Genomic DNA, 2,458 nt, shown 5'->3' on the forward strand with positions numbered 1-2,458 from the left:
AGGGCAGACTATTCTCGGACAGCCTCCTATGCGACCCCGTAGCGAGGACAGCCTCATAGGACAGGTGCGACCTTTAGACGTTGGCAGTTAGATTCCGCGATCTCCATAAAAAAAACCTTAACATTGGGCTGTATCGAATAGGAAAAATCCTTAATATAGCTATTGCTAATAATAAAAATGCTTGGCGACCTGTGTTGAGCGTAATCTGTGGCGCAGTCCTGAGTTTCGGGGGAAGGCGGCCGCTTTCTGGCCAATGCTTTGTAAACTCAGGCATGAAAAACAACAATAAAGAGTGACTGACATGCTGAAATCATTTAATAAAAAAATGGCTGTCTTAACTGCTGCAGTGGCACTGGGCAGTGCATCCATCGCATCCGCAGCAGATACCATCAAAATTGCCTTGGCAGGCCCGGTAACCGGACCGGTTGCCCAGTACGGCGATATGCAGTTTATTGGTGCCAAAATGGCCATTGAGCAGATTAACCAGGCAGGTGGCGTCAATGGCAAGGAGCTGGAAGCGGTTGTCTACGACGACGCCTGTGACCCCAAGCAAGCCGTAGCGGTTGCTAACAAGATTGTAAACGATGATATTCGATTTGTTGTCGGTCATCTCTGTTCCTCTTCAACTCAGCCTGCTTCTGATATTTATGAAGACGAAGGTGTCTTGATGATCACTGCAGCCTCAACCAGCCCGGACATCACTACCCGTGGCTATGAGCTGATTTTCAGAACGATAGGTCTGGACAACATGCAGGGGCCAACTGCTGCGAGATACATCATTAACGCCGTAAAGCCACAGAAAATGGCAGTGATTCACGACAAGCAGCAGTACGGTGAGGGCCTGGCCTCCAGTGTTCGTGACGAAGTTCAGAAGACTGGCATTAACGTCGCCCTGTATGAAGGTGTAACCGCCGGCGACAAAGACTTCTCTGCCCTGATTGCCAAGCTCAAGAAAGTAGATGTCGATTTCGTCTATTACGGCGGTTATCACCCTGAGCTGGGCTTGATTTTGCGTCAGAGTGCAGAGAAGGGACTGGATGTTAAGTTCATGGGGCCTGAAGGTGTCGGCAACAAGGATATTTCTGCCATTGCCGGTGAGGCTTCAGAAGGCCTCCTGGTGACTCTGCCCAAGAGCTTTGACCAGGACCCGGCCAATGCCAGGCTGGTGGAGGCATTCAAGGCAAGAAGTGAAGATCCTACCGGCCCGTTTGTCTTTCCTGCCTACTCTGCGGTACAGGTCATGGCCGATGGCATGAAACTGACCGCCAGTGAAGACCCTGAGAAAGTTGCCAGCAGCCTGCGCGCCAATAACTTCAAAACACCAACCGGTGAGCTTGGCTTTGATGGCAAGGGCGACCTCAAGGACTTCAGCTTTGTTGTTTATCAGTGGCATTCTGATGGCAGCAAAACTGCCCTGACCAAGTGATCGGAATAGTGCCCTGCCTGAACGGGCAGGGCATCAATAAAAGAGCTGAACCATCAAATGGTTTGGTCTTGCAATTGAATTTGATTTGTTTAATGGCGTCCATTATCAAGGCGAAAAATTTCAGCAACGATTGGGGAATTAAGCGTCCGAAGCGAGGATTGCAAGAAATTGGCGAAAGCATTCATCTCAAAATGGCCAGACTCCAGAAGTAAAGCCAAATAGACAAGGGCCAATGAGGTGGGCAGACCAAAGAAGACAACAGCAGCAATCATGTTTTTTCTTTTTTCTCTTCTCTTGTACACATCTTAAGGTATTACTATATTGGTATTACCCTAAGCAAGGGATAGAAAACCATGAGAGTTACTACAAAAGGCCAGGTCACCATCCCCAAAGAAGTAAGGGAAGCACTCGGGATTGTACCGGAAAGTGAAATAGATTTTATTGAAGAAAACGGCAGGTTCTATCTGGCAAAAAGAGATCAACCAAAAACAAAGAGAAAATTTTCCCGATTCAGAGGAATCGCTACAGCCCAAATGAGCACTGACGAAATCATGGGGCTTACGAGGGGGGAACCGTGAATGGCATTCTGATCGACTCTTGTGTTCTACTCGACTTGTTGACTAATGACAAAAAATGGGCTGATTGGTCAGAAAAAATTCTGGAACAGTACAGCCAAAGCAATAGCCTGTACATCAACTCAATGGTATACACAGAAATATCTATTGGTTTCAGCACGATAGAAGAAGTTGATGAAACATTAACAGAAATGGATATCAAAGTTTTGGAAATGCCCCGTGAAACGTTATTTCTGGCAGGAAAAGTTTTTCTTCAATATAGAAAGAACAAAGGCATCAAAACATCACCATTGCCTGATTTCTTTATTGGAGCCCATGCTTTGGCTTCAAATTTTCAACTGATAACGCGAAATAGCGGAAAATTCAGAAGCTATTTTCCCACCCTGAACCTGATAACTCCTGGCAATAATTAAAACACCCTGGGAGGCTGTCCGAGAATAGGCTGCCCTACTGCGGC

4 protein-coding genes are annotated in these 2,458 nt (G+C 46.9%); 3 read left to right on the forward strand and 1 reads right to left on the reverse strand.

What is annotated here, in order from left to right:
* Window positions 1-301: 301 nt before the first annotated feature.
* Window positions 302-1,426: a branched-chain amino acid ABC transporter substrate-binding protein gene (locus tag KDK15_RS16485; protein ID WP_306800372.1), complete on the forward strand. Its 1,125-nt coding sequence runs from the start codon at window positions 302-304 to the stop codon at window positions 1,424-1,426.
* Between the two features lie 89 nt (window positions 1,427-1,515).
* On the opposite strand, the gene KDK15_RS16490 is transcribed toward KDK15_RS16485, so the two are convergent.
* On the reverse strand, window positions 1,516-1,698 hold the full coding sequence (locus KDK15_RS16490; RefSeq protein WP_257296482.1) for a hypothetical protein: 183 nt from the start codon (window positions 1,696-1,698) through the stop codon (window positions 1,516-1,518).
* 81 nt (window positions 1,699-1,779) lie between these two features.
* On the opposite strand from KDK15_RS16490, the gene KDK15_RS16495 reads away from it, so the two are divergent.
* Both KDK15_RS16495 and KDK15_RS16500 read left to right on the forward strand, forming a co-directional pair.
* A complete protein-coding gene (locus KDK15_RS16495) occupies window positions 1,780-2,004 on the forward strand; it encodes an AbrB/MazE/SpoVT family DNA-binding domain-containing protein (RefSeq protein WP_257296483.1) in 225 nt (74 codons plus the stop codon).
* Complete coding sequence (locus KDK15_RS16500; RefSeq protein ID WP_257296484.1) at window positions 2,001-2,414, forward strand: type II toxin-antitoxin system VapC family toxin; 414 nt, start codon at window positions 2,001-2,003, stop codon at window positions 2,412-2,414. The genes KDK15_RS16495 and KDK15_RS16500 overlap by 4 nt, the downstream gene beginning before the upstream one ends.
* Window positions 2,415-2,458 lie beyond the last annotated feature (44 nt).

The organism is Endozoicomonas sp. YOMI1, assembly GCF_024606345.1.
Classification (GTDB): domain Bacteria; phylum Pseudomonadota; class Gammaproteobacteria; order Pseudomonadales; family Endozoicomonadaceae; genus Endozoicomonas.

What these genes read in the sequence shown, in the direction of transcription:
- KDK15_RS16495 (WP_257296483.1), top strand. Translation starts at nt 1,780, where the DNA reads ATGAGAGTTACTACAAAAGGCCAGGTCACCATCCCCAAAGAAGTAAGG.
- KDK15_RS16490 (WP_257296482.1), bottom strand. Translation starts at nt 1,698, where the DNA reads ATGATTGCTGCTGTTGTCTTCTTTGGTCTGCCCACCTCATTGGCCCTT.
- KDK15_RS16485 (WP_306800372.1), top strand. Translation starts at nt 302, where the DNA reads ATGCTGAAATCATTTAATAAAAAAATGGCTGTCTTAACTGCTGCAGTG.